Below are 23,894 nucleotides of genomic sequence, written 5' to 3' on the forward strand. Positions count from 1 at the left end.
TCTGTGTCTACAGAAGAGCGTATCGAACGTAATTTTTTTGCTCGTGATAAAGAAGAGCAGCAAGCCTTTCTGGAGCAAACATGGTGCGATCATTGTCAGGAAGCCGATCTTGGTATGAGTAATCCGCTGGAGTATGAGCAAGAGGGAACGATTTTTGTTGAAGGAACCTGCAACCGCTGTGGGCAACCGGTATACACCGAACTGACAGATGACGATATATAACAGTAGAGGGCGTTAGCGTGACATCTTTCGATAGTCGTTTTGGTGGAACCCGACGGTTGTATGGCGTCGATACGGTCGAGCGTTTTCGTGATGCGCATGTATGTGTGATTGGCATTGGTGGTGTAGGTTCGTGGGTTGCAGAAGCGCTCGCAAGATCAGGTATTGGTGAACTCACCCTAATCGATCAGGATGATATATGCGAAACCAATATCAATCGGCAAATTCATGCGCTGACCAATACGATAGGTCGTTCTAAAATAGCTGTTATGGCCGAGCGCATTCAACAGATCAATCCAGAGTGCTTAGTGCATCAGGAAGAGTCTTTTATTCAACGTGATAACATCCCAGAGCTGATACACGGCTACTTTGATTATGTGGTTGATGCGATAGACTCGGTTAAGGATAAGGCGGCACTGATCGCGTTTTGCAAGCGACAGAAAATTCCTATTATCACTGTTGGGGGTGCTGGTGGGCAGCTTGATCCTGTATGCGTGACGACGGCAGATCTTTCTAAGACGCATAATGACCCTTTAGCTGCTAAAGTGCGATCCTTTCTTCGTCGCCATTATGGGTTTAGCAAAAGTGGTAAAAAATTTGCCGTTGAGTGCGTTTATTCAACAGAGCAGCTTCGCTATCCACAGCCAGACGGCTCTGTTTGTGCTGAAAAAATGATGAATGATGGGCAAACTCGACTGGACTGCGATGGCGGTTTTGGTGCAGCCACTGTCGTAACGGCAACATTTGGCCTGGTTGCCGCTTCCCGAGTGCTGAATAAGTTGATGCAAAGAACAGCTGTTTCTTAAGCATTGTAGAGCCCTTATATAAGAAAAAAATATAACTAAACTTCTGGATTCAAGCTAAACTTACGACAAAACTGAACTATAACTGAACATTCTAGTTGGTTATTTCTGTGCAGTTGCATAGTATTACTGATATCAATTGGAGTGATGGGGTATTTATGCGCCAATTCGGCCACTGTTTTTTTATGGCGACCTCTTCAGGAGAGCCTCCAAATCATGGTGGTGATGTTTCTTCTGATATGAAGAAGAGTGCTTCAGTTTTTTCTCTACTCGAATCTGACTGTGATGTATCTGACGTGGTAACAGAAGAAGAATTGCGCCTGATCGCAGAGTGGCCTGTCCACGACCTAGTCTCCCTGTTAAATGATCCTGAAACGCGTGCTGATATGCATGCGGATGACTTTATCCGTTTTCATGAGCGTGCGGGTAGGGTGATGGAGGCATTGCTTGGACATATTCAGCCCGATATCCTGACAGTTCGGTTTGGTGTGGGTGGCGTGATTGCTGACTTAAATGTGCCTTTTAATCTGACGGAGAGGTTCTTAGAGCAGTTGTGGCGCTATGAGCGGCCCATCAGTCATTGGGTGAGAAAGCAGTCTGATGAGCTGACAAGTGTTGCTTTGTTAGGTCGCCCCTATGCATTAGCCGATGCGACTATAAGCATTCGTGAAATCAGTGGTATGAGCCGTTTCGATGCCATTGAAAATCAGTGTTATGATGCTTACCTTCGCCAGATTTACTTGAGAGCTTTTAATCTATACGGTGTCTACCCTGTAGCATTAGACGATTTGGGTGTCAGGGGTGTCGATCCTTGGATGCAGGTTGCGGCGGGACGGGATATCAGACCCGCATACTGTACCGGTAGGCAGCTTCAGCTGTTCGCTAGAAGAAGCTTTCGCGATTTCAAAATTCCGTTTGAGCTGTTCTCAATTTTAAGGCACCTGCCGTTACTACTGCCTGCATCGGAACGTCTTAAAATCACGGATTGGCGCGCACTTTTACAGGAAGAGTTATCCGCTAGCTGGTTGAGAGGTGAAACTGGAGAATGGATCGAAGCCGTGATTGAATTACTGGACCTGCATGAGGAAAACCAACTGATACCACCTTCGCAACTACATATAAGCTAGCCGTACGCTTAATCTGTTATTCTTCCTCTTAATGCTTTTATCTGTCCTTTTTTTGTCTTGCTATTGAGTCGCCGGGTTTGTGAGCCTTTTGTTGGCTTGGTCGGGCGTCGGCTTTTCTGCTGCACCGTTACTGTTTTAATGATTTCTATCAGTCGATTGAGAGCATCTTCCCTGTTTTGTTCTTGCGTGCGGTACTGTTGCGCCTTGATCACGATAACGCCTTCTTTCGTTATTCTGTGGTCTTTGAGTGCTAACAAGCGCTGCTTATAAACATCATGAAGGGATGAGTTGGCAATATCAAAGCGAAGGTGGATGGCGCTGGATACCTTATTAACATTTTGCCCGCCGGCTCCCTGCGCCCGAATGGCAATGAGTTCTACCTCTTCCGGCTTGATTGTTGTGTGGTCATTAATTTTTAACAAAACAGGTATCCAGTAAAGCCTAAGTAGAGGCGTGCAGAGTTAATAGAATGCTCACTCATTGAGCAAGATGTTTTTTGGTGTTGCTCTTAGCTATCTTCTCAAGAGTGGTGGTTGTGGTCTAAGGTTTTTTCATTGAGAGTCATTATAGCCGATCAGGACAAGAGTCCTGGCTTTACGTATAATTCGGCTCTTAAAATTTGCGATTCAAACATGTTGGAGTTTGCTTATGTCCCATACGGTGGTCTGTGCATTATATAAATTTGTCACGCTTGAGGATTTTAAAGCAATGCGTGAACCGCTCCAGGAAACGATGAAGGCACATAACATCAGGGGTACATTACTGCTGGCTGAAGAGGGAATCAATGGAACGGTCTCAGGCACAAGAGAAGGTATAGATGCATTGCTGTCTTGGTTGAAATCGGATCCTCGCTTGGCAGACTTAGATTACAAGGAATCTTTGCATGAAAAACAACCGTTTAAGCGCTCCAAAGTTAAGCTGAAAAAAGAGATAGTGACATTGGGTGTCGAAGGTATCGATCCAAAGCGTGTAGTGGGTACCTACGTTGAGCCTAAAGCGTGGAATGATCTGATCAATGATCCTGATGTCATCTTAATCGATACTCGAAATGACTACGAAGTACAGGTGGGTACGTTCAAACAAGCGGTTAATCCTAAAACGGAAACCTTTCGGGAGTTTCCTGAGTATGTCGCACAGCATATGGACCCTGCTAAACATAAAAAAGTTGCGATGTTTTGCACAGGTGGCATTCGTTGTGAAAAGTCCACCGCTTTCATGAAAGAACAAGGTTTTGAAGAGGTCTACCACCTTAAAGGTGGGATCTTGAAATACTTGGAAGAGGTCCCTGAAACTGAGTCATTGTGGGAAGGTGAATGCTTCGTATTTGATGACCGCGTCACGGTTAATCACCAGCTTGAGAAAGGGAGCTACGAGCAGTGCAACGCCTGCCGCTTGCCTATCACGGAAGAGGACAAGCAAAGTGAACGCTATGAACATGGTGTTAGTTGCCCACACTGCTACGGCACTCACAGTGAAGAACAAATAGCACGATTTCGCCAACGAGAACTTCAAATCCAAATTGCGAGAGAGCGCGGTGAAGACCATATAGGTGATCAAGCCTTGCTCACGATGCAAGAGCGCAGAGAAGCAAAGCAACGAGAACGAGAAAGACAACAAGCGCTGAATCAAAAGCTTAAAACATGAGTAGCTTAGACTATAAGCTTTTGGGTGTAGTGCAAACCCAACTTACACGCCTTGAGATGCAAAGGGCCCTTGAGGGGGCGGGTTGGTCGGTGCATTCAGAATTTGATGATGGGGTGGCTCTGTGCAACCCCCCGTTCTATCTCTCCTTAGAAGGGGAGCGCTCGGTACTTATTGAAGCAACCTTTTCGGGGCAGCCTGAAGCACTAGAACGATTAATGGCTGATTTGAGCCCGCTCTGCTTCAGTTATGCCCTCGATTTAACGGGGGATTCTGCGCGACTGGTGCGACGTTTAATCGCATAACGTATTTAATTTTTCAGATATTGCCTTTAGTCCCCACTTTTTTTGTGAGCTGTGCTATAACTTTTAGACAAAGAAGAAAGCTATAGGGGAAAAGTGGATGACGGATTCAGAGGGTCACTTGCTGCGACGTTACAATGCTTTAGTTGGCGTTATCGATCAATTAATCGTCACGTTAAATGGTGCAGGCGAGGTTGTGGATGTAAACGTTGGATCAATGGATTGGTTGGATGCGAGCAAAATGCTGTCACGTACCTTTAGTACTTTGTTTACTGACGAGCTGTCGCAAAAAGTAAGTGCTCAGTTTGATGCTGCATTATCAAGTCATGAGCCACAGCCTCTGCAACTAACACTCAAGCCAGAACACTCGTTACATTGGAGAGAAATCGGCTTGCTGGAGGTACAGACGTGGGATTCCCAGTTAATCGCGGTGAGTGCAACGGAGTTGTTGTGGGTTGCGAGAAACGTCACTGAGTCCCGTAAGCTAGAACAGAAAGTGAGCCACCAAGCCCAACGAGATCCGTTAACCGGGGCTTATAACCGCCGTTCTTTAATGACGATATTAAATCAGTCAGTCGCACAGGCCCATCGATATGATTGGGTATGCTCCTTCTTACTAATTGATATTGATGATTTTAGCGGCATTAATGATGAGTATGGCTGGGATGCTGGGGATCAGGTGTTGCAGAGCTTTGTGACAGCGCTACATGGTTTCCAGAGAACCGCTGACTTTTTTGCACGCTATTCGGACGATCGGTTTGTGATGTTTCTTCCTGAAACAAATCGAGAGCAAGCACGGCTGGCATCTGAAAGGGTGCGTCGGCTTGTAGAAGGAATAGAGATACCTTTTCAAACAGGTAATCTGAAATATACCGTTTGCATTGGCAGCTCGACATTACGAGATATCGAAGATACACCGGAGACGATGCTTCGCCGAGCGGAAGAGCATCTCTTTATTGCGAAACAAAGTGGTTCTAACCGTATAGAAGGGGAAGCAGATTAATAAATCTGCCACCCTTTACCTTAGACTAGGCGCTTTGTGGCAGCTTCTGGCGCTCGCGAATAGCGCCTCCTGAGAAAACGATTAAAGCCAGCCAAATAAGTGCGAAGGTTACAAAATCGCCCTTATCGAAAGGCTCCCCTAATACAAATACGGCACTCAGTAGCTGTAGTGTGGGTGTAAGGTAGGTTAAAAAACCAATAGCGGTAAGGCTCAATCGGCGGGCTGCCGCTGAAAATGCCATCAGAGGGATAGCCGTTAAAACGCCTGAGCAAATTAATAATAGACCATCGCTGTTTATGGCAAAGTGTTGCTCGCCTGAATAGGTTAACCATCCCCAGTAGAGAAGTGATAAAGGTAAAAGTAGCAGGGTTTCAAGTGCTAAACCGGTAAAGGTATCAACCTGTGCTTGCTTTCTGACTAAGCCGTAAAATCCAAATGAAACTGCCAGCGTTAAAGCGATCCAAGGAAACTCTCCCACCCCTAGAATTTTATAGAGCACACCCGCCGAGGCTATCAAAATAGCTAATTTTTGGTAGCTCGCTAAGCTTTCTTTGAGAAAGATAACACCGAGTCCTACAGCGACAATGGGGTTAATAAAATAGCCAAGGCTGGCATCGACTGCACGGTTTTGCCCTACGGCCCAGATATAGACTCCCCAGTTGATCGCAATTAACAGCGACGAAGAAAGCAGAGCAAACACTAGCTTGGGATTTTTTAATGCTGCTACAGCCCTGCGCCACTGCTTTGAAAATAGTAAAATAAGCGCGACAAATATAAACGACCACACCACACGGTGTACTAGTACCTCGGTGGGAGGGATATGGGTCAGTAAACTGAAAAAGATGGGGAAGCTGCCCCACGTTGAGAAACAGAACAGTGCTAGCAGCAGTCCACGTGTTGCTTCAGTCATCACATCTTGCTCACAAGTTAAAAACGGATTCTAACAGGCGTATGAATTTCGGCAAGGGAACAATGCGTTGTCAAAAACTGCATCATTCACCCCTCTGGTAATAAGGGTGAATGATGATGGTTGTTTTATAGAGTTGTCACTTCTGGATGACTTTTGAGGCAGTCAATCAGCGCTTGCATCTCCTCATCCGTTCCGATGCTAATGCGTAAGTGATTATCAATGATTGGACGGCTAAAGTGGCGAACCAGGATGTTATGGGTTCGTAAGAAGCCCATTAATTCCGCAGCGGGAATATATCGATGAGAAGCAAACACAAAGTTTGTACCCGAAGGTACGACCTTAAAGCCCATTGATGCTAACTGCGAGGTTGTCCAGTCGCGGGTATCGATCACCTTCTGGGTGGTTTCTTTAAAGTAGGTATCATCCTTAATGGCTTCAATTGCCGTTACTTGGGCCAGCATATCTAAGGGGTAGGAGTTAAAGCTGTTTTTAACACGCTCCAGACCTTCGATTAATGTTTCGTTGCCGATGGCAAAGCCAATTCTCATACCGGCTAGCGAACGGGATTTAGAAAAAGTCTGAATCACTAAGAGATTTGCATACTGATCCACTAATGTGCTGGCTGATTGGCCTCCGAAGTCAATATAAGCTTCATCGACTACTACGACAGACTCCGTATTTTGCTTCAGCAGTGCTTCGATATCGTCTAGTGGCAACACTTTTCCTGTGGGGGCATTGGGGTTGGCAAAAATAATACCGCCATTGGCCAAATTATAATCGCTTAAGGCGATACCAAAATCTTCTCTTAGTGGGATATGGCGGCACTCAATACCATATAGATTGCAGTAAACATCATAAAAGCTATAGGAGATGTCTGGCATGAGTAGAGGTTCAGGCTGGCGGAAAAAGGCCATAAATGTGTGCGCTAGTACTTCGTCTGAGCCATTGCCCACAAAGACTTGAGCAGGCTTCACTGATAAATAATCAGCGAGTGTTTGTTTGAGCAATGACGCATCGGGGTCAGGGTATAGGCGCAGCCGCTCGCTATCAAACGAATGTATTGCCTGAGCCACCTTAGGAGACGGTGGATAAGGGTTCTCATTGGTATTCAGCTTGATAAGGTTGCTGACCTTAGGTTGCTCACCCGGTACGTAGGGGGTTAGTTGGCGAATCGCCTCACTCCAAAATTTGCTCATTGAGATTGCTCATATAAAAATTAACAGGGTGTCCCGTGGTTTTATCCAGGGCAAAAGCATAGCAGAGATAAACAACCCTGATAAGCTGATTGATTTCGCGTATCCTTGCACTTTTAGATTCTGCTGAGATAGAAAACCATTCATGCAACAAGGTAAAGCATTCATTGGCTTAACAGACCCGAAAAGTCCAACCAACGTAGGTGCGGTTATGCGTGCCGCAGGCTGTTATCAGGTTGACGCTGTATTTTACACCGGTGGTCGTTATGACAAAGCGGTTAAATTTAATACTGATACCAAAAAGGCGGCTCACCGCATTCCACTTCGTTCTGCAGGCGATGATATTACGGCAGTGATACCTGACGACGTAAAGCTGGTTTGTGTGGAGCTGGCTGAAGGTGCTACGTCGCTGCCGAATTTTAAGCATCCGCAAAACGCTTTCTACCTATTTGGCCCAGAAGATAGCAGTTTATCGCAAGCGGTTATTGATAAAGCGGATGCAGTTGTTTACATACCTACAGTTGGTTGCATGAATTTAGCGGCAACCGTTAATGTGGTGCTCTATGATCGCTTAGCAAAATCAGCTCATCGTCATATGATGGGCGATGAGCTGATCCGGAAAAGTCGCGATACCAATAACAGCGTCAGAGTGAAAACGGCTTAGGCGTTACTGCCTTTAAGTTCAAGAAGAGATCGTTTCACCTGTTGAATACCTCCAGCATGAAACGCTCTTAATAAGGCAGAACCCACAATGGCAACGTCAGCTTTGTTTTCTAGCATGGCAATATCCTCTCGGGTACTGATACCAAACCCGACCGCTAAAGGTAGCTGAGTCAGGGCGCGTATCGAGTTTAAGTAGCTTTCAAGTGAGTCGATAGGTGAATTTGTCTGTCCTGTGACGCCTGCACGGCTAACACAATAGAGCATTCCTGCTGCTTGATCTGCAATTTTTTGAATGCGAGACGGCTCCATACCGGGTGTTACAATCCAGATAATGGGTATCTCTTTATCGTTCAGGGGTGTGGCCAATGCTTTATGGTCTATAGGCAGGTCAGGAATGATCATACCTGAAATTGAAGGGCTGAGTTTCTCTGCTAAATGGTCAAAACCTATCTGGATAAGCGGGTTAAGATAGCTCATTAACAGAACACGGCTTTCTGGATAAGTGCTTGCCAATACGGATATATCTTCGATGCATTGGTTTAACGTAACCTTTTGCTCTAGGGCAACATGACAAGCCTCGGTGATCACCGGGCCATCGGCAACAGGGTCTGAGAAGGGGAATTGCACCTCCAGAAGCTCTACCCCTTCTTTTAGCAGCATCTCCATGATCTCAAGGCTCTCCGGTATCGTTGGATAACCGTATACCACATGGGTCATGAGTAAAATGGGTTGGCTTTCACGTTTTCTCTGAATAAATGAAGTTAGCTGTTTCATCGGTTTTCCTCCTCATCCAGATAAGTGCGCAGAAACGTATTAAACGGTTGGTCATTGAGTGCGCGAGCGATGTTGAAGAGATCCTTATCGCCGCGCCCTGATAGATTGATCACAATATGCTGATCAGGAGATAAAGTTGCCGCTTCGCGTAGTCCGCCGGCGACAGCATGGGACGATTCCAGTGCCGGAATAATTCCCTCATTTTTTGCCAGTTGCGAAAACGCGGTCATGACCTCCTCATCGGTTGCACTGATCATTCTCACCTCACCGCGATCTGCCAGATCGGCAAGGATCGGAGAAACCCCCACATAATCAAGACCTGCTGAAATAGAGTGAGTCGGCAATAGTTGGCCTTGATCATCCTGAAGAAAACGTGTGCTAAACCCTTGGGCGATACCAAACCGAGCTTGTGGCGTATTAAAACGGCAAGCATGATCGCCAACTTGTGGGCCTCTGCCACCGGCTTCAACCCCGACAAGCTCTGTGCTGTCTTCAAGGAAAGGCATGAAAATACCGCAGGCGTTACTGCCACCGCCAACACAGGCATAGATTTTATCGGGTAGCTGGCCAAATTGTTTCAGAGCCTGAGTCTTGACCTCATGACCAATAACAGACTGAAAGCCCGAGACCATTTCAGGATACGGAGCGCAGCCACAGCTTGTTCCGATCAGGTAATAGGTATCATCGTAACTGGCGGACCAATCGCGCATTGCCTCATCTAAGGCATCTTTTAGTGTGGCAGCACCTGTGGTTACGGGAATAACTGTTGCTCCTAACTGCTTCATCCAGAAAACATTCGGGTACTGGCGTTCTATATCGTGGGCGCCCATATAAACGGTACACTCAAGTCCGAGACGTGCAGCGACTAGCGCCGAAGCTACACCATGCTGACCTGCACCGGTTTCTGCAATAATACGTGTTTTGCCCATGCGCTTGGCAAGCAGCCCTTGGCCAATAACGTTGTTCATTTTATGAGCACCGCTATGGTTTAGATCTTCCCGTTTAAGGTAGATTTGCGCACCACCGATTTGGGCGGAGAGGCGTGCACAGTGCGTGAGCGGAGTGGGGCGTCCAGAGTACTCTTGCATCTCCTGTTGTACTTGTTCGATGAATGCAGAATCAGCCATGGCTGATCGATATTCCTTTAGCAGCTGTTGTTGGCTGTTAAAAAGTATTTCCGGAATATAGCTGCCGCCGTATTGACCAAAATAACCATCATCACGCATTATCACACCTATAGATTAATTTATTAACTAAACGGTTTGGTTAAATTAATAGATAATTTGCCTGCCGTCAATGGAGTTTTTATGGCGCGTGGCCGTCCATCTAAAAAACAACTGATATTGGATACTGCTCTAGATCTGTTTTCGAAAGCTGGCTTTCAAGGTACGTCGATCGACCTTGTCGTACAGAAGGCCGGTGTGTCTAAGCCGACGGTTTATAATAATTTTCCGACGAAGCAGGCGTTGCTAAGTGAACTGGTTGAATTTCTTCTATCCAAGGCGCAAGCTGAGCGTCAAGTACTGCTCGAAAATAAAGAAGGTTTGTCTACCTCTGCTTTATTAGTAGCAGCGTTTAAGAAGATGTCTGCCGATCCTGCTTATACCTGCCTGTACAGAATCTTTTACGGTGAGTGCCATAAGTTGGATCAGGATGTGCAAGAGCAGTTATCACAACTTGATCAAGACTTAAAGATTTGGGTCAGCCAACTGCTTGAGCAGCGATTTTGTCAGCCCGATGACATGTTGGTGCTTATGCTATTTGCGGTTTGTCGAGAACTGACATTGATCCCGGTATTATCGGGTGAGCAGCCTATGGCCAATGAGAAGCTGGTGGCGAGAGTCCAAAGTGCTATTGATAAATTGGAAAGCGCTGAATAGCTTTCTAGGTAATGAAGTTCGTATGTGATCTGTTTTGAATAGGGCATAGCTTATGTGGCAGATATAAGCTATGCCGCCTGTGTGATTACCCGCCCTTTAAATAATGTACAGATGCCTTATCCATGGTTGATGTATGGCTTTTCAGCCATGTAGGAAAAATCTCGGTCATATACGAGTTTAGTGCGTTTAAATCCTCATAGGTTTTCCAGTGGTCGATCAGTGAAGTCAGCTCATTAATCACTCGACAGTGCTCTTGCCTGTGCAGTTGGTAAGCGGGGAAGTTGGCTTGAGACATGGCTTCCTCTTCACGTTTAAAGTGCTCCTGCTTGTTATTGAGCAGAGTCTCTAGAAGTGGTGAGAGGGCATCGTGATTAGCTTGGGATTGCCGGATTAAGTTAATAGTCGACTTTATTTCGTTGACAAGGCGAGCGGCTTCTTCGTGATCTCGATCAATAAAATCTAAAGCCAAACGTGGAATCCCTTCGTGGTCGAGGTAGCTCATATTCATACATCTCTTTTTATTCTTATTGTTTGTTTGAGCCTACTCGGTTACGAAAAGAAGCTGTATGTACCTTTAGTCTATGGAAAGCATCTTTTCAACTTGGGAGTTTAGCTGGATGCGTTATACAGCTTTGCATGTTTGTATATTATGTAACTTATTGAAAATAAAATAATTAAATTTAATGGTGTGTCTTTTGCTTTGAAGAGGTTTGATTATAAGAACCACGTCGCCGCTTATGCTAAAGCATGAGCTGCTGAGACGGAGAAAAAACATGCCATCCATCGAAACTTTCTATGAAGTCATGCGGCGCCAGGGTATTACTCGCCGTAGTTTCCTCAAATATTGCAGCTTAACGGCTGCGGCTCTTGGATTAGGGCCTACTTTTGCACCTAAAATAGCTCATGCCATGGAGAGTAAACCAAGGACACCGGTGATCTGGCTGCATGGCTTGGAATGCACCTGCTGCTCAGAATCCTTTATCCGGTCAGCACATCCTTTGGTTAAGGATGTTGTCCTCTCTATGATCTCACTGGATTATGATGACACCTTAATGGCCTCCGCAGGGCATCAAGCCGAGGCGATACTTGAAGAAACCATCCAGAAATATAAGGGTAACTATATTTTAGCGGTGGAAGGTAACCCTCCGCTGAATGAAGATGGCATGTTCTGTATTGTTGGCGGTAAGCCATTTCTCGATCAATTAAAACATGCAGCTAAAGATGCCAAGGCCATTATTGCTTGGGGATCTTGTGCATCATGGGGCTGCGTTCAAGCGGCCCGGCCTAACCCAACGCAGGCCGTACCTATCCATAAAGTGATCAAGGATAAGCCGATCATTAAAGTACCGGGTTGTCCGCCCATTGCGGAAGTTATGACAGGCGTCATTACCTATATGCTGACCTTTGGGAAAATTCCTGAATTAGACCGTCAGGGGCGACCAAAGATGTTCTATAGCCAACGTATCCACGATAAATGTTACCGACGTCCACATTTCGATGCAGGCCAATTTGTTGAGGAGTGGGATGATGAAGGTGCCCGTAAAGGTTACTGCTTATATAAAGTAGGTTGTAAGGGGCCAACGACCTATAACGCATGCTCAACCGTACGTTGGAATGAAGGAACCTCTTTCCCCATTCAAGCAGGCCACGGTTGTATTGGTTGTTCGGAAGATGGCTTTTGGGATAAAGGATCATTTTATGACCGCCTAACCGATATTCACCAGTTTGGAATTGAGAAAAATGCGGATGAGATCGGCATGGCGGTTGCCGGTGGTGTCGGTGCTGCGGTGACAGCTCATGCCGCAGTGAGCGCGATCAAACGTGCACAACATAAAGGAGATCAAGACGTATGACCACGTTAAATGCTAGTAATCTTGATAACAGTGGCCGTCGTATCGTTGTTGATCCGGTAACGCGCATCGAAGGCCATATGCGATGTGAAGTCAACGTTGATGAAAACAATATAATCCGCAATGCCGTATCTACCGGTACGATGTGGCGTGGACTTGAAGTGATTTTGAAAGGACGCGATCCACGGGATGCATGGGCCTTTGTAGAGCGGATCTGTGGTGTTTGCACGGGTACTCATGCATTGACTTCTGTAAGAGCCGTTGAAGATGCGCTAGGCATTGATGTTCCTTATAACGCCTATCTTATCCGTCACCTGATGGATAAAACGCTGCAGATTCACGATCATATCGTGCATTTTTATCATCTTCATGCCTTGGATTGGGTTAACCCGATTAACGCATTAAAAGCAGACCCGAAAGCAACTTCTGAGCTGCAACAAATGGTGTCTCCAAGTCATGCAAAGTCGAGCCCTGGATATTTTCGTGATGTTCAGACACGCCTGAAAAAGTTTGTAGAAGGGGGGCAATTAGGTTTATTCGCCAATGGCTATTGGGATAACCCGGCATATAAGCTTCCCCCTGAAGCGGATTTAATGGCGGTGTCTCATTATCTTGAAGCACTCGACCTACAAAAAGAGATTGTCAAAATACACACCATTTTTGGCGGTAAAAACCCTCACCCGAACTACATGGTCGGCGGTGTTGCATGCGCGATTAATCTGGACGGAGTGGGAGCATCCGGTGCGCCGGTTAATATGACCAGTTTGAACTTTGTACTGGAGCGTATAAAAGAAGCGAGAGAGTTCACAAAAAATGTATACCTGCCTGATGTGATGGCTATTGCCGGTATCTATAAAGACTGGCTCTATGGCGGAGGTCTTGCTAGTGAGAACGTACTCTCTTATGGCACATATGCCCAAGTACAAGGGGATAAATCTACCGATTTGCTGCCAGCTGGTGCCATTATCGGTGGTAACTGGAATGAGATCCATGAAGTGGATGTTCGGGACCCTGAACAGATTCAAGAATTTGTCGATCACTCATGGTACACCTATGCCAATGGCGAGAAGGGGCTTCACCCTTGGGATGGCGTCACTGAACCAAACTTCGAATTAGGTCCTAATACAAAAGGGACTAAAACCAACATTCAGGAATTAGATGAAGCGGCAAAATACTCGTGGATCAAGGCTCCTCGCTGGCGAGGTCATGCGATGGAGGTTGGGCCATTGCCGCGTTACATCATCGCTTATGTTTCTGGTCGAGAGTATGTGAAAGAGCAAGTCGATCGGTCGTTATCAGGGTTCAATCAAGCGACCGGTTTAGACTTGGGGTTAAAACAGTTCCTTCCATCTACTTTGGGGCGGACATTAGCAAGAGCTCTGGAATGCGAGCTATGCTGCGATACCATGTTGGATGATTGGCACGCGCTGATTAACAACATCAAGAATGGGGACTCCTCTACAGCTAATGTTGAAAAGTGGGACCCTAGTACTTGGCCAAAAGAGGCAAAAGGTGTTGGTATCAATGAAGCGCCACGTGGTGCACTGGGGCATTGGATTAAGATCAAAGATGGCAAAATAGAGAACTATCAAGCTATTGTTCCAACCACTTGGAATGGCTCCCCTCGGGACTCTAAAGGCAATATTGGTGCGTTTGAAGCGTCTTTGCTGAATACACCCATGGAGCGTCCAGACGAACCAGTAGAAATATTGCGAACCTTACATAGTTTTGATCCGTGTTTGGCGTGCTCCACGCATGTGATGTCACCGGACGGTCAGGAACTGACAAAAGTGAAAATTCGCTAATAGCTGGGAGAGCACCTGAGGGCATCAGGTGCCGTGGAGGTTTACATGAGTACAGAGCAACTCAAACAGCGTAAGCAAACAGCGGTCTATGTATATGAAGCCCCCGTTCGTTTATGGCACTGGGTAACGGTGTTCTCCGTGTTGACGTTATGCGTCACCGGGTACTTTATTGGCTCACCCTTACCGACAATGCCAGGAGAGGCGATTGATAACTATGTGATGGGATATATCCGATTTGCTCACTTTACGGCAGGTTATGTTGTAACCATTGCGTTTTTAGGAAGAATTTATTGGGCGTTTGTTGGTAATAGTCATGCCCGTGAACTCTTTATCGTACCGATCTTCAAAGCAAAGTGGTGGAAAGAAGCGGTTCATGAAGTGCGCTGGTATCTCTTTATGGAGAAAACGCCGAAAAAATATATTGGCCACAACCCGCTTGGTCAGTTAGCCATGTTCACTTTTTTTGTGCTGGGAATGATCTTTATGATTATCACTGGTTTTGCGCTATACGGTGAAGGTTTGGGGCAAGGTAGTTGGGCTGATCAGCTTTTTGGCTGGGTTATTCCGCTAATGGGGCAGAGCCAAGATGTGCATACATGGCATCATTTAGGCATGTGGTATCTCATTGTCTTTATCATGATTCATGTATATGTTGCTGTAAGGGAGGACATTATGTCCCGACAATCTTTGATTTCGACCATGATTGGCGGCTGGCGAATGTTCAAGGACGATAAGCCCGACTAACAGCAAGGCTAGAAACAACGTAGCCAGCTAGTTTGGCTACGTTGGTCCTTATAAATCCATTTTCATCTCTTCGCGAATGCGCTTAGCATCAGATTCTAACTGGCTCAAACGGGCACGGTCTGACTCGCTGAGGTTTGGCTCACGGTTAGCAAACAGAATTTGCTGCAATGCTCTATCTACTTGCCCTGTCAGGAGAAAGTACTCTGTACGTGCTTCATGGACAGCGAGGCGTTTGCCTGCTTGCCCCAGCGCCTCAGAGAGCAGATACCAAGCGTCGACATCATTGGGATGGTCCTCAATAAGTTGCTCAAGCACCTTTGTCGCTTTTTCTGGTTGTTTCGCACCCATAAACGCTTTGGCTAGCAGTTTATAAACGGCGAAATCCCCAGGATACAAGCTGTTTAAGTGTGTTAGCTCACCGATTGCGTTCTGCCATTGCTCATTAGATAGCGTATTTTCAACTAACGTCAGACGAACAAACCGGTGGTTTTTCCAGTCTGTAGGTAGCTTCTCAAGAGCAGATTGAGCCGCTGAAAACTTATTGAGTCGAATGGCTGCCAGTGCTAGGCCATAGAGGTTTTTCGCGTCAGCGTTGTTGTTGCTAGCATTTTGATAGTAGTTAAAAGCGTCTTGTGGGTTCTTTGTGAAGTGAACCGCCATTCGTATGCGAATGATGGTGAAATCCAAGGCATTTCTGCGTTTGGGGGGGGTAGGTAGTTGTGCTGCACGGTTAAGTGAGTCCGCAATGCGGGATTCCGTCACAGGGTGAGTAAGTAAAAACTCGGGAGGCTTGGCTCCTTCAAAGCGTAAAGATCGCTGCATTCGGGCAAACATTCTTGGCATTGCATTAGGGTCAATGCCTGCCTCGACTAGGTTTTGCATACCGATGCGATCAGCTTCTTGCTCATTTTGCCTGCTAAATGCTAATCGAGACGCTTGCTGTGCTGCGATACTGGTTGTGAGGGCCGCCGTTCCTGCGCTTGAGTCAGCTGCTAGGATTAAAATACTCCCTAGAATGGTCGCTAGAGATAAAGGGCGGTTACGTCGCGCTTGTTCTAACTGCGAAGCAAAATGGCGCTGGCTTAGATGGGCAAACTCATGGGTAATTACAGAGGCTAATTCATCTTCTTGTTCGGCAGAGAGAAGCAGGCCCCCATGAATGCCGACCACTCCTCCTGGTACGGCGAAAGCGTTAAGCGTGGGATTATCCAATATAACCAGATCGAGCCGTCTATCCTGCAATTGGCTGTAGGCAGCCAGTTGCCACACTAAATCATAAAGGTATGAGTAGGTAATAGGGTCATTCAGTAATGGGGCGTTTCCTCTGAGTGAGCGTGCCCATGCTTGGCCTATTTTGTACTCTTTGTCTAAAGAGATTATGGAAGAGGTTGAGTCCCCTAAGATGGGTAAGTTATCGTTAGCAGATGTGTAATGTGCTGTACCTAAAAGCAGCGCTGCGAAAATAACAGGTTTAAAAGTCATTCAGGTTTCCATGTTCTCTTTCAAGGGGATGGGAAGCGTGTCATTATCTTACCCCGATATGCTTAGTGATGTTTGCGATTTATCACAACTGTCGTTAATTCATTGATATTAAGGCCTACTATGCAAGAAATAGAAGTCGATCAATTCTTAGATACTCGTGGACTAAACTGCCCCTTGCCCTTGCTAAAAACCAAGCAGGCACTCAACAAACTTACAACAGGGCAGGTTCTAAAAGTCGTAGCTACTGATGCAGGTTCAGTGCGTGACTTTAAAGCTTTTACTGATCGTTCAGACCATGAGTTACTTGAAATGTTCAGCGCAGACGCCGAATATACCTACCTCATTCGCCGCGGTTGAAAAACATTAGGATTTTCTAGGTATGAGAGCAATTTTTTCTAAATGGATCGAGCGGTATTTTTCTGATGAAGAAGCGCTGTTTCTATTTCTTTTATTGGGCGCCTCTTTGCTCATTATTCTTACATTGGGTAAGCCTTTGGCACCGGTGTTTGCAGGCTTGATAATCGCCTTTTTGATGCAGGGCGGGGTGGATTGGTTGGTTAAGCGAAGAGTGCCTCATCTTGTGGCGGTTCTGATCCTCTTTTCTGGCTTCTTAAGTTTTCTTTTAGCGCTAACCTTAATTGTTGTACCACTGGCTTGGAAGCAGCTCTCTAATCTCTTTAACGAGCTTCCTGGCATGGTTCAGGAGGTTCAGGCGATGTTGTTAGTACTGCCGGAGCAGTATCCGCAGTGGATTTCTGAGTCACAGATTCGCGAAGTCATGGCGTTAGCCTCCAGTGAACTAAGCAGTGCAGGGCAATGGGTTTTAACCTTTTCACTAAACTCCCTGACCGGGGTGATGACCTTGCTGGTTTATTTAGTCCTAGTACCTATTCTGGTTTTCTTCTTTTTAAAAGATGGTCGCCTTCTGGTGCGCTGGTGGGCTTCGTTTCTACCTAAAAAACGTAAAATGATGACCAAAGTCTGGGATGAGATGGATGACCAGATAGCGAACTATATACGCGGTAAAGTAATTGAGATTTTTATTGTTGGTACAGTCACTTACGTTGCTTTCTTGTTCTTGGGAATTAACTACGCAGCGTTGTTGGGTATCATGGTTGGCTTGTCCGTCTTGATCCCTTATATCGGAGCGGCGCTTGTTACCTTGCCTGTTGCATTGATCGGCTTTTTTCAATGGGGCTGGAGCAATGAATTTATGTATTTAATGGTGGTTTACGGCGTCATACAGGCATTAGATGGCAATGCTCTTGTACCTTGGCTGTTCTCTGAAGCAGTCAACTTACACCCTATCTCTATAATCGTAGCGGTTTTGGTCTTCGGAACACTTTGGGGATTTTGGGGCGTGTTTTTTGCTATTCCGCTCGCCACCTTGGTAAAGGCAATTATGAATGCTTGGCCTGGGCCTCTCGATGCTGATGACCAGTCAGTAGAAGAAGTTAGCTAGTTTATAAATGGCCTTGAATTTTGCAGTGCCCATGTCATGGGCACTGCATACGATGACTCTAAAGAGCTTTTACCGCTTCTAATACAGCGTCAGCGTGCCCCTTTACTTTCACTTTACGCCACTCTTGGCGAAGCACACCTTGCGTATCAATCAGGAAAGTGCTGCGCTCAATACCCATGTACTCTTTGCCATATAATTTTTTGAGTTTGATAACATCAAAATGTTTGCAGACGGTTTCATCTGGATCAGTAATCAACTCAAATGGGAAATTATGCTTGGCTTTATAGTTCTCGTGGGTTCTAAGACTATCTTTACTGACCCCCACCACAATCGTATTCAGGGCGGTAAAGTCGGGGTAAAGATCTCTAAAATTTTGCCCTTCAGTGGTGCATCCTGGTGTGTTGTCTTTGGGGTAGAAGTAGACGATGATATTTTTGCCGCGATGAGCTGATAATTGGAAGGTCTCTGCACCGGTTATTGGGGCTGAAAAGTCCTCAACTTCGTGGTCAATTTCCACTTTTGCCATTTTCTTCTCCTCAAATCATAAAAAAGCGATGTGGCTACTACGCTTATTGTCACTATTTCGTATAGAATATCGAGCCTTATACGATATCAGATCCGGTTTGGATGTGTCTGAAAAAACAGAGGCACCAACCTTATGTAACGGAGAATAAAATGATTACCGGCAGCATTGTAGCGCTTGTCACCCCAATGAAGGACAACGGAGAGATCGACTGGGTTGGTCTTGATAAGGTTGTGGATCTTCATTTGGATAAGGGCACAGACTCTATCGTTGCAGTAGGCACGACAGGTGAGTCTGCAACACTTAATTGTGATGAGCATTGTGCGGTAATCAAACGTGTTGTTGAACGCGTTAATGGCCGCATCCCTGTAATTGCAGGTACTGGCGCTAACTCTACGACAGAAGCGATTGAGCTGACCCGTGAAGCAAAGAATGCCGGTGCTGATGCCTGCTTGTTGGTAACGCCTTATTATAACAAGCCGACTCAGGAAGGCCTGTACCTTCACTATAAAGCGATTGCTGAAGCGGTGGATATTCCACAGATTTTATATAACGTTCCAGGACGAACAGCATGTGATATGCAGCCAGAGACGGTACTCAGATTGGCACAGATCCCGAATATCATTGGTATCAAAGAAGCAACGGGTGATCTTGAGCGTGCACGTTTTCTGATTGCAAATGCGCCAGAAGGTTTTGCCATCTACTCTGGAGACGATGCTACTGCGATTGAGCTGATTATTGCGGGTGGGCAGGGAAATATTTCAGTAACTGCGAACGTTGCGCCAGCTGAGATGTCAGAGATGTGTCGTTTAGGCTTGGAAGGTAAAGCTGAAGAAGCGCGTGCGATTCAGCAAAAAATGATGCCTTTACATACTCATTTGTTCATTGAGGCTAACCCAATCCCCGTGAAATGGGCGATGTATGAGATGGGCTTAATGGATAAGGGAATCCGCTTGCCGTTAACTGTGTTGTCGCAAGCGAGCCAACCGGTTGTAAAACAAGCGATGGTTGATAGCGGAATTCTCAAGTAAGGAGATTTTATGAAAAAGCGGTTACTTTCTACGGCTGTACTGGCTGCTATCACCTTAACGAGTGGTTGTAGCATGATCAAAAAGAACCCTATCTATGGAGAGGAGGGGTTAATACGCGATCGGAATCAGGAGTACGAGAAAGCAACCGTTGCTAAAAAGCTGGATGTACCGCCTCATTTGCAAGTGAAGCAAACACAGGACCTGCTTGTAATTCCTGCGATTACAAATACGGCCTCAAAGCGAACGGGTGAATTTGAAGTTCCACGGCCAGAATTTTTCTACGCAGATACCGGTAGTGAAGCAGTTAATCTGAAGAAGCTGGGTAACCAGAAGATTATTGTGGTTGATGAGCCCATCGCATCGGTATGGGAAAAGTCATTAGATTTCATGAAGTATAACGGTATTGCCGTGGAATCTGCGGATGCCCGGCAAGGTGTTATTGAGAGTGATTGGATCATCGTCGATGGGCCGGAGCATGGCTTCGTTGATCGCTGGATCAAGCGAATCACTTTTCAGGATATTCCTGGCGGAACACGGAATAAGCTGCAGATACGCTTAAGACCGGACCCTGAGAACTATCAGCGCACCTCAATAGAGATGAAGCATGTGCAGTTTGCAGAGGCGCAAAAAGAAGCTGTTGCGGATTGGAGCAGCAATGAAGCGCAAGAGGTCGGTTATAAATCGGATATGATGTTCGAAATGCTGCGCTACATGAGCAAAGCGACAACCAATCCGTCCGAGCGCTCTTTACTGGCTTATCAGGAAAAGCGGGCTAACAAGCCTCAGTTGGGTCGTGACTCTCGTGGTAATCCTGTATTGAAATTGGAGTCTCATACTGATCAGTCGTGGGAGCTGCTAAGTGCTGCTGTTGATAGCGCAGGCTTTGATGTGGGTACGCGGGACAAAGCGACCGGCATGATGTACATGACCTATACCACAACGACGCGATCTGAAAACAAGAAAGATATGGGATTCTTTGAATGGTTAAATTCAGACCGTGGAGAGATCAAGTTAGGTGATAGCCTTTCACTGTTGGGTGGGGGTAGTGAGTCTGAAATCAAATACAGCACGAAACAAGCATTGAATCAGCCGCTCGCTGAAGGGCAAGTACAAGCGCTGGATGATCCAAATAATGCCGCTAACAGAAAAGGCTATAAGATTTGGTTTGCTGGCCGTGTCATTTATGTATTTGGCGAAGATGCTAAAAAAGGCAACTACAACCCTGAAACGGATAGCTATGAGCATACCGGACGTTATCAGTTGAAAATGACACGTACTCGCTCAGGTATTTATATCAGCGTGCTGAATCAAGAAGGGCTATCGGCTCCTGCTATCATTGCTGATGAGATTTTATGGACAATCAAAGATAATATGCCAGGTTGATCGTTGACTGAATGCAGTAGTCTTAAAAGAGGAGCTTAGGCTCCTTTTTTGTTTATACCGGCCAATACCACTTAAGGACCATGAATATGAAAGCTGTATTTCTGGATGCGCAAAGCCTTACAGATCTTAATCTAGAAACGTTATCTCAATGCTTTAATAACTTTACCGCCTATGATGCTACCTCTCCTCACGAGGTGGCCGATAGAGTCCGTGGCGCGGATGTTATTATCGTTAACAAAGTTGTATTGGATAGCGATACTCTGGCATCTAATCCATCCTTAAAACTGATTTGTGTGGTAGCTACGGGAGTGAATAACGTTGATCTAGAAGCGGCTCGCTCGCAAGGCATAGCCGTTTTTAATTGTCAGGCGTACGGGGTGCCTTCTGTCGTGCAGCATACGTTTAGTTTAATGCTGGCATTACAGACCAATTTACTGAGCTATCATCAAGCGGTGCAGGCGGGAGAGTGGCAAAAATCTACTCAATTTTGTTTGCTTGATTTTCCGATTAGAGAGCTATCTGGCAAAACACTCGGCCTGATCGGCTCCGGTAATTTGGGACAAGGGGTTGCAGAGATTGCTAAAGCGTTTGGAATGAAGGTGATCATCGGTGCCCGACCAGGAACAGCGCCTACAGAGGGGCGTGTTGCCTTGGCGGAGCTGTATAGGCAGGCGGATGTTATCAGTCTGCACTGTCCACTCACAGAGCAAACAGAAAATTTGATTAATGCTGATGTGTTTAATCAGATGAAACCTGAAGCCATATTAATTAATGTTGCTCGCGGTGGTATTGTTAACGAAGCCGATTTGGCGGATGCCCTGCGTAAGGGAAAAATTGCAGGCGCTGCAACCGATGTACTAATCAGTGAGCCACCTACCTCAGATAATCCACTGCTAGTGGGTGATATTCCCAACCTGATTGTCACGCCTCATAGTGCTTGGGGGAGCATTGAAGCTCGCCAGCGAATACTTGATCAAACCATCGAGAACGTCAAAGCTTTTCGGGCTGGTGATACCTTGCGTCGTATAGTTTAAAACGGCGCAAGCTCTATAAAGTGCAAGGGCTCACTGCTAGCAGGATGGGTAAAGGCAAGCTCCTCAGCATGTAGCATCAATCTATCACTTAGCGAGAGCGCAGCCTCATCGGCATAAAAGCGATCCCCCGCAATTGGGTGTCCCATCCAGAGCATGTGTACTCTTAATTGATGGGATCGACCCGTTTTAGGGAATAGATGAACCCGAGTGGCGTTCGATAGCCGCTCGATAACCTCCCAGCGAGTAATAGCCTGCTTGCCTTGCTCATGGTCCACCATTTGCAGTGGTCTTCTTTCCCAGTCGCAGCGTAGGGGTTGATCTATTATACCGTTATCTTCGGTTGGAGTGCCGCTAATGATGGCATGGTAGCGCTTCGAGACTTCCCGCTGTTGGAACTGCTTGCTAATCAGGGCGTGAGCACTGGCTGTTAACGCTAATACCATCAAACCAGAGGTGGCATAATCTAAACGGTGAACAATTCGTGCCGTAGGAAATCCTTGTTGCTGAACACGAAACCATAGGCAGTCCTGTTTGTCCGGGCCTTTTCCCGGAACAGAGAGCAGGTCATAAGGTTTATTAATCACGACGATATGCTCGTCCGCATAAAGTACGGGAATCATCGTTTAAACAGTCCGGCTTTGGGTTTGGTTTTTGGCTTTTCCGCTTTTTCAAACAGGGCCATCGACTCGACATGGCTGGTGTGTGGGAACATATCCATAGCGCAGAAGCGTGTTAATTTATAGCCTTTCTCCTGCAAACGCTTAGCGTCGCGAGCAAGTGCTGAAGGTTCGCAGGAAATATAGAGAATTTTCTCCATACCTAACGGCATTTGGTCTATCAGTTCGTAAGCACCAGATCTGGGAGGATCAAGTAGCATTTTGTTGTAATTCGCTTGATACCAGGTCTGCTGTTGATTATCGCCAGCAAGGTCCGCTCTATAAAAAGAGACGTTGGCTAATTGGTTAATCAGAGCGTTCTTGTTTGCTCGACTCACCATTTCGTCGCTGCCCTCAATGCCTGTAACGTGATCGGCATAGTGCGCCAGTGGCAGTGTAAAATTACCAAGGCCACAGAAGAGATCTAGAATGCTATCTTGTGAGGCCGGTGTCAGCCAATCGATTGCTTGATCAATCATCTTCTGGTTGATACTTGCGTTGACCTGCAAAAAGTCGCCAGGCTCAAAGTGAAGTTCAACCTTGTTATCAGCGACTTGATAAGCGTTCTTGGTTGAAGCTTCGCAAAGCGTCAGGAGTTGAGTATCGGTTTTGATATAGAGGTTGAGCTGGTGCGTTTTGGCAAAGGTTTCCAACAGTTCACGGCTGTCTTTATCCGGCGTGTGCTTGCAGCGGATCTGTATAGCGATACTTTGATCGCCTAGAAGGATTTCAGCATGCGTGAAGCCTTTAGGGTTATGGAGATCTTGCAGCGTAGCTTTTAGCGCACTAAATAGACCATCACAGCGCTGGTCTAGTATGGGGCAGTGATCAATATCCAGTAGTTTGTTGCTTTTTCGCCGCCTGAATCCAACGATGACCTCACCGCTGCGTTGGAGTACGTTAATGCCTACACGGGCAGATCGGCGATAGTGAACCGAAGGTGAAGTAAGTGGTGTTTCAATAACCTCGGGTGTGATTTGGCCAATGCGCTGGAGCTGGCTAAGCACGCTCTTTTGCTTGTGGTGAATTTGCACAGAATGCTCAAGGTGCTGAAGCTGGCAGCCGCCACAGTCGTCATAATGTTTGCAAAAGGGATCTACTCGATCTGCAGAAGGGGTGATGATCTCTGACACTTTGGCTTCATCAAATCGCTTATGCGTAGCGATAATATCCACGTGTACCTGCTCATTGGGGAGGGCGCCCTCTACAAACAGTGTCTTCCCTTGATGGCGCCCGACGCCACGGCCATCGTGTCCTAGCGACTCTATCTTTAGGACAATGGGGGTGTTGTCAGTGGTCGTGTTTTTTTTGGTCTTTGGCCGACCAAAGCGGATGCCTAATCTCTTCATGATGGATTCCAAGCTCAAGGGAGAGGCATTCTATCACAGGGAGGGATAAGCAACAGATTC

General features: G+C 46.3%; 26 protein-coding genes. 16 read left to right on the forward strand and 10 right to left on the reverse strand.

Features of this window, described 5'->3' with window-relative positions; all coding sequences use genetic code 11:
- Positions 1–3 precede the first annotated feature (3 nt).
- The 3 genes from F0U83_RS07020 to F0U83_RS07030 all read left to right on the forward strand — a co-directional run bounded on the left by F0U83_RS07020 (position 4) and on the right by F0U83_RS07030 (position 2,149).
- Positions 4–222: a hypothetical protein gene (locus F0U83_RS07020; protein WP_138988403.1), complete on the forward strand. Its 219-nt coding sequence runs from the start codon at positions 4–6 to the stop codon at positions 220–222.
- 17 nt (positions 223–239) lie between these two features.
- Entirely contained in the window at positions 240–1,025 is a 786-nt protein-coding gene (gene tcdA / locus F0U83_RS07025; RefSeq protein WP_138988402.1) for a tRNA cyclic N6-threonylcarbamoyladenosine(37) synthase TcdA, read from the forward strand.
- Between the two features lie 107 nt (positions 1,026–1,132).
- Complete coding sequence (locus F0U83_RS07030) at positions 1,133–2,149, forward strand: hypothetical protein (RefSeq protein WP_138988401.1); 1,017 nt, start codon at positions 1,133–1,135, stop codon at positions 2,147–2,149.
- 8 nt (positions 2,150–2,157) lie between these two features.
- Here F0U83_RS07030 and arfB read toward each other — a convergent pair whose 3' ends face one another.
- Positions 2,158–2,571, reverse strand: coding sequence for an alternative ribosome rescue aminoacyl-tRNA hydrolase ArfB (gene arfB / locus F0U83_RS07035; protein ID WP_138988400.1), 414 nt, complete (start codon positions 2,569–2,571; stop codon positions 2,158–2,160).
- Between the two features lie 226 nt (positions 2,572–2,797).
- Between arfB and trhO the strand changes: the two genes are divergently transcribed.
- The 3 genes from trhO (at position 2,798) to F0U83_RS07050 (ending at position 5,095) form a co-directional block, all read left to right on the forward strand.
- Positions 2,798–3,793, forward strand: coding sequence for an oxygen-dependent tRNA uridine(34) hydroxylase TrhO (gene trhO, locus F0U83_RS07040; RefSeq protein ID WP_138988399.1), 996 nt, complete (start codon positions 2,798–2,800; stop codon positions 3,791–3,793).
- On the forward strand, positions 3,790–4,095 hold the full coding sequence (locus tag F0U83_RS07045; protein ID WP_138988398.1) for a hypothetical protein: 306 nt from the start codon (positions 3,790–3,792) through the stop codon (positions 4,093–4,095). Before trhO ends, F0U83_RS07045 begins: the two co-directional genes overlap by 4 nt.
- A gap of 97 nt (positions 4,096–4,192) precedes the next feature.
- Positions 4,193–5,095 (forward strand): GGDEF domain-containing protein, encoded by a 903-nt coding sequence (locus F0U83_RS07050; protein WP_138988397.1) that lies wholly within the window; start codon positions 4,193–4,195, stop codon positions 5,093–5,095.
- A 25-nt stretch (positions 5,096–5,120) separates the two neighbouring features.
- Here F0U83_RS07050 and rarD read toward each other — a convergent pair whose 3' ends face one another.
- Together rarD and hisC are read right to left on the reverse strand one after the other, a co-directional pair.
- Positions 5,121–6,005, reverse strand: coding sequence for an EamA family transporter RarD (gene rarD / locus F0U83_RS07055; RefSeq protein ID WP_138988396.1), 885 nt, complete (start codon positions 6,003–6,005; stop codon positions 5,121–5,123).
- A 125-nt stretch (positions 6,006–6,130) separates the two neighbouring features.
- Positions 6,131–7,201, reverse strand: coding sequence for a histidinol-phosphate transaminase (hisC, locus tag F0U83_RS07060; protein ID WP_138988395.1), 1,071 nt, complete (start codon positions 7,199–7,201; stop codon positions 6,131–6,133).
- A gap of 142 nt (positions 7,202–7,343) precedes the next feature.
- Here hisC and F0U83_RS07065 point away from each other — a divergent pair, with 142 nt between their 5' ends.
- Positions 7,344–7,862: an RNA methyltransferase gene (locus F0U83_RS07065; RefSeq protein ID WP_138988394.1), complete on the forward strand. Its 519-nt coding sequence runs from the start codon at positions 7,344–7,346 to the stop codon at positions 7,860–7,862.
- Here F0U83_RS07065 and trpA read toward each other — a convergent pair.
- Together trpA and trpB are read right to left on the reverse strand one after the other, a co-directional pair.
- A complete protein-coding gene (gene trpA / locus F0U83_RS07070) occupies positions 7,859–8,635 on the reverse strand; it encodes a tryptophan synthase subunit alpha (protein WP_138988393.1) in 777 nt (258 codons plus the stop codon). The two genes, F0U83_RS07065 and trpA, sit on opposite strands and share 4 nt — an antisense overlap.
- Positions 8,632–9,861 (reverse strand): tryptophan synthase subunit beta, encoded by a 1,230-nt coding sequence (gene trpB, locus F0U83_RS07075; RefSeq protein ID WP_138988392.1) that lies wholly within the window; start codon positions 9,859–9,861, stop codon positions 8,632–8,634. The genes trpA and trpB overlap by 4 nt, the downstream gene beginning before the upstream one ends.
- 81 nt (positions 9,862–9,942) lie before the next feature.
- On the opposite strand from trpB, the gene F0U83_RS07080 reads away from it, so the two are divergent.
- The gene (locus F0U83_RS07080) at positions 9,943–10,515 is read left to right on the forward strand and encodes a TetR/AcrR family transcriptional regulator (protein ID WP_138988391.1); all 573 of its coding nucleotides are present in this window, start codon (positions 9,943–9,945) and stop codon (positions 10,513–10,515) included.
- 85 nt (positions 10,516–10,600) lie between these two features.
- Here F0U83_RS07080 and F0U83_RS07085 read toward each other — a convergent pair whose 3' ends face one another.
- Positions 10,601–11,017, reverse strand: a complete 417-nt coding sequence (locus tag F0U83_RS07085; protein WP_170221890.1) for a bacteriohemerythrin — start codon at positions 11,015–11,017, stop codon at positions 10,601–10,603.
- A 271-nt stretch (positions 11,018–11,288) separates the two neighbouring features.
- On the opposite strand from F0U83_RS07085, the gene F0U83_RS07090 reads away from it, so the two are divergent.
- The 3 genes from F0U83_RS07090 to cybH are packed head-to-tail and all read left to right on the forward strand — an operon-like array spanning position 11,289 to position 14,914.
- On the forward strand, positions 11,289–12,368 hold the full coding sequence (locus tag F0U83_RS07090; protein WP_138988389.1) for a hydrogenase small subunit: 1,080 nt from the start codon (positions 11,289–11,291) through the stop codon (positions 12,366–12,368).
- Positions 12,365–14,170 carry a nickel-dependent hydrogenase large subunit gene (locus F0U83_RS07095; protein ID WP_138988388.1) on the forward strand — a complete coding sequence of 602 codons (1,806 nt, stop codon included), beginning with the start codon at positions 12,365–12,367 and terminating at the stop codon, positions 14,168–14,170. The genes F0U83_RS07090 and F0U83_RS07095 overlap by 4 nt, the downstream gene beginning before the upstream one ends.
- Positions 14,171–14,215: 45 nt before the next feature.
- Positions 14,216–14,914 (forward strand): Ni/Fe-hydrogenase, b-type cytochrome subunit, encoded by a 699-nt coding sequence (cybH, locus tag F0U83_RS07100; protein ID WP_138988387.1) that lies wholly within the window; start codon positions 14,216–14,218, stop codon positions 14,912–14,914.
- Between the two features lie 48 nt (positions 14,915–14,962).
- On the opposite strand, the gene F0U83_RS07105 is transcribed toward cybH, so the two are convergent.
- Entirely contained in the window at positions 14,963–16,396 is a 1,434-nt protein-coding gene (locus tag F0U83_RS07105; RefSeq protein ID WP_138988386.1) for a M48 family metalloprotease, read from the reverse strand.
- A gap of 120 nt (positions 16,397–16,516) precedes the next feature.
- On the opposite strand from F0U83_RS07105, the gene F0U83_RS07110 reads away from it, so the two are divergent.
- Both F0U83_RS07110 and F0U83_RS07115 read left to right on the forward strand, forming a co-directional pair.
- Positions 16,517–16,753: a sulfurtransferase TusA family protein gene (locus F0U83_RS07110; protein ID WP_211343694.1), complete on the forward strand. Its 237-nt coding sequence runs from the start codon at positions 16,517–16,519 to the stop codon at positions 16,751–16,753.
- A 22-nt stretch (positions 16,754–16,775) separates the two neighbouring features.
- Positions 16,776–17,858, forward strand: coding sequence for an AI-2E family transporter (locus F0U83_RS07115; protein WP_138988385.1), 1,083 nt, complete (start codon positions 16,776–16,778; stop codon positions 17,856–17,858).
- Between the two features lie 58 nt (positions 17,859–17,916).
- Here the strand turns inward: F0U83_RS07115 and F0U83_RS07120 are convergent, their stop codons facing one another.
- Complete coding sequence (locus F0U83_RS07120; RefSeq protein ID WP_138988384.1) at positions 17,917–18,384, reverse strand: peroxiredoxin; 468 nt, start codon at positions 18,382–18,384, stop codon at positions 17,917–17,919.
- A 149-nt stretch (positions 18,385–18,533) separates the two neighbouring features.
- Between F0U83_RS07120 and dapA the strand changes: the two genes are divergently transcribed.
- The 3 genes from dapA (at position 18,534) to F0U83_RS07135 (ending at position 21,829) form a co-directional block, all read left to right on the forward strand.
- Entirely contained in the window at positions 18,534–19,412 is an 879-nt protein-coding gene (gene dapA / locus F0U83_RS07125) for a 4-hydroxy-tetrahydrodipicolinate synthase (protein ID WP_138988383.1), read from the forward strand.
- A gap of 9 nt (positions 19,413–19,421) precedes the next feature.
- Positions 19,422–20,795: an outer membrane protein assembly factor BamC gene (gene bamC / locus F0U83_RS07130; protein ID WP_138988382.1), complete on the forward strand. Its 1,374-nt coding sequence runs from the start codon at positions 19,422–19,424 to the stop codon at positions 20,793–20,795.
- Between the two features lie 86 nt (positions 20,796–20,881).
- Positions 20,882–21,829: a 2-hydroxyacid dehydrogenase gene (locus F0U83_RS07135; RefSeq protein WP_211343693.1), complete on the forward strand. Its 948-nt coding sequence runs from the start codon at positions 20,882–20,884 to the stop codon at positions 21,827–21,829.
- On the opposite strand, the gene F0U83_RS07140 is transcribed toward F0U83_RS07135, so the two are convergent.
- Both F0U83_RS07140 and rlmD read right to left on the reverse strand, forming a co-directional pair.
- On the reverse strand, positions 21,826–22,449 hold the full coding sequence (locus F0U83_RS07140) for an RluA family pseudouridine synthase (protein ID WP_138988380.1): 624 nt from the start codon (positions 22,447–22,449) through the stop codon (positions 21,826–21,828). The two genes, F0U83_RS07135 and F0U83_RS07140, sit on opposite strands and share 4 nt — an antisense overlap.
- Entirely contained in the window at positions 22,446–23,834 is a 1,389-nt protein-coding gene (rlmD, locus tag F0U83_RS07145) for a 23S rRNA (uracil(1939)-C(5))-methyltransferase RlmD (RefSeq protein ID WP_138988379.1), read from the reverse strand. The genes F0U83_RS07140 and rlmD overlap by 4 nt, the downstream gene beginning before the upstream one ends.
- Positions 23,835–23,894 lie beyond the last annotated feature (60 nt).

Origin of the sequence: Neptunomonas concharum, assembly GCF_008630635.1 — a bacterium.
Classification (GTDB): domain Bacteria; phylum Pseudomonadota; class Gammaproteobacteria; order Pseudomonadales; family Balneatricaceae; genus Neptunomonas; species Neptunomonas concharum.

Coding starts and splice junctions, on each gene's coding strand:
- F0U83_RS07110 (WP_211343694.1), top strand. CDS start 16,517: ATGCAAGAAATAGAAGTCGATCAATTCTTAGATACTCGTGGACTAAAC.
- dapA (WP_138988383.1), top strand. CDS start 18,534: ATGATTACCGGCAGCATTGTAGCGCTTGTCACCCCAATGAAGGACAAC.
- rarD (WP_138988396.1), bottom strand. CDS start 6,005: ATGACTGAAGCAACACGTGGACTGCTGCTAGCACTGTTCTGTTTCTCA.
- F0U83_RS07085 (WP_170221890.1), bottom strand. CDS start 11,017: ATGAGCTACCTCGACCACGAAGGGATTCCACGTTTGGCTTTAGATTTT.
- trpA (WP_138988393.1), bottom strand. CDS start 8,635: ATGAAACAGCTAACTTCATTTATTCAGAGAAAACGTGAAAGCCAACCC.
- trpB (WP_138988392.1), bottom strand. CDS start 9,861: ATGCGTGATGATGGTTATTTTGGTCAATACGGCGGCAGCTATATTCCG.
- F0U83_RS07080 (WP_138988391.1), top strand. CDS start 9,943: ATGGCGCGTGGCCGTCCATCTAAAAAACAACTGATATTGGATACTGCT.
- F0U83_RS07120 (WP_138988384.1), bottom strand. CDS start 18,384: ATGGCAAAAGTGGAAATTGACCACGAAGTTGAGGACTTTTCAGCCCCA.
- F0U83_RS07135 (WP_211343693.1), top strand. CDS start 20,882: ATGAAAGCTGTATTTCTGGATGCGCAAAGCCTTACAGATCTTAATCTA.
- rlmD (WP_138988379.1), bottom strand. CDS start 23,834: ATGAAGAGATTAGGCATCCGCTTTGGTCGGCCAAAGACCAAAAAAAAC.
- F0U83_RS07050 (WP_138988397.1), top strand. CDS start 4,193: ATGACGGATTCAGAGGGTCACTTGCTGCGACGTTACAATGCTTTAGTT.
- F0U83_RS07065 (WP_138988394.1), top strand. CDS start 7,344: ATGCAACAAGGTAAAGCATTCATTGGCTTAACAGACCCGAAAAGTCCA.
- F0U83_RS07090 (WP_138988389.1), top strand. CDS start 11,289: ATGCCATCCATCGAAACTTTCTATGAAGTCATGCGGCGCCAGGGTATT.
- bamC (WP_138988382.1), top strand. CDS start 19,422: ATGAAAAAGCGGTTACTTTCTACGGCTGTACTGGCTGCTATCACCTTA.
- F0U83_RS07115 (WP_138988385.1), top strand. CDS start 16,776: ATGAGAGCAATTTTTTCTAAATGGATCGAGCGGTATTTTTCTGATGAA.
- cybH (WP_138988387.1), top strand. CDS start 14,216: ATGAGTACAGAGCAACTCAAACAGCGTAAGCAAACAGCGGTCTATGTA.
- F0U83_RS07045 (WP_138988398.1), top strand. CDS start 3,790: ATGAGTAGCTTAGACTATAAGCTTTTGGGTGTAGTGCAAACCCAACTT.
- F0U83_RS07095 (WP_138988388.1), top strand. CDS start 12,365: ATGACCACGTTAAATGCTAGTAATCTTGATAACAGTGGCCGTCGTATC.
- hisC (WP_138988395.1), bottom strand. CDS start 7,201: ATGAGCAAATTTTGGAGTGAGGCGATTCGCCAACTAACCCCCTACGTA.
- F0U83_RS07140 (WP_138988380.1), bottom strand. CDS start 22,449: ATGATTCCCGTACTTTATGCGGACGAGCATATCGTCGTGATTAATAAA.
- F0U83_RS07105 (WP_138988386.1), bottom strand. CDS start 16,396: ATGACTTTTAAACCTGTTATTTTCGCAGCGCTGCTTTTAGGTACAGCA.
- trhO (WP_138988399.1), top strand. CDS start 2,798: ATGTCCCATACGGTGGTCTGTGCATTATATAAATTTGTCACGCTTGAG.